The following is a 1,100-nucleotide window of genomic DNA, read 5'->3' as shown; positions in this document are numbered from 1 at the left end:
CCCTGGGCGTCGACGTTGGCGTCGAAGATCCAGGTGACGAGGAAGGCGATCAGGGTGAAGACCATGACCATGGGCCGCACGGCGCGGGCCCACTGCGGGGCCATGCCGTAGCGGGGCAGATAGCGCGGCATCAGGTTCAGCAGTCCGGCCATGGCGGAGGCGCCCGCGAACCACAGGATCGCGATCGTCGAGACGTCGTAGACCGTGCCGAAGCCGCCGCCCAGATACTGGTGGGCGAGATAGGCGAGGGCCCGGCCGTTGGCCGGGCCGCCGGCCTTGAAATAGGGCGCGGGAATCAGCAGCGTCGTGATGAAGCTGGTCGCGATCAGGAAGACGCTCATGATCAGCGCGGCGGTCGTGAGCAGCTTCTTCGTGTCCCGGATCCGGCCGGTGGGCTTCTCCTCGGTGTCGTGCGGGTCGCCCTGCACATGGGGCATGACGGCGACACCGGTCTCGAAGCCGGACAGGCCGAGCGCCAGCTTCGGGAACACGATCAGCGCCAGGCCGACCATGACGAAGACATTGCCGTGCTGGGTGGTCAGGGCGCCGGTCCAGTCGGTGACCACGTGTTCGGCCGTGAGCACGTGCCACAGGCCCACGGCGACCACCACGGCGTTGAGGGCGAGATAGACGCCGACGAGGGCGACCGCGACACCGATCGCCTCCAGGAAGCCCTTGAGGAACACCGCGCCCAGCAGAGCCACCAGCAGCAGGGTGATCAGCATCTGGTGGCCGTGGAGAGCGCCGGTGAGGTGGGGGTTCTCCACGAGGTGGGTGGAGGCGTCGGCGGCGGAGAGGGTGATGGTGATCAGGAAGTCGGTGGCGGCGAAGCCGAGCAGGGTCAGGACGAAGAGTTTGCCCTGCCAGAAGGAGAGCAGCCGCTCCAGCATGGCGATGGAGCCCTCGCCGTGCGGGCTCTCCTCGGCGACGCGCCGGTAGACGGGCAGGGCGCCGGCCAGGGTGACGATCACCAGGACGACGGTGGCGATGGGGGAGAGCAGACCGGCGGCGAGGGCGGCGATGCCCGGCTGGTAGCCGAGGGTGGAGAAGTAGTCGACACCGGTCAGGCACATCACCCGCCACCAGCGCTGGCCCTTGTG

At 68.8% G+C, this 1,100-nt stretch carries 1 pseudogene; it reads right to left on the bottom strand.

The features are described 5' to 3' along the window. Window positions 1-1,100 (bottom strand): annotated as a pseudogene (locus ACIP94_RS38440) (amino acid transporter); the annotation flags it as partial.

Origin of the sequence: Streptomyces sp. NPDC093261, from assembly GCF_044753645.1 — a bacterium.
Lineage (GTDB): Bacteria > Actinomycetota > Actinomycetes > Streptomycetales > Streptomycetaceae > Streptomyces.
Note: the sequence above shows the minus strand (reverse complement) of the source record. Positions and strands in the feature narration are given on the sequence as shown.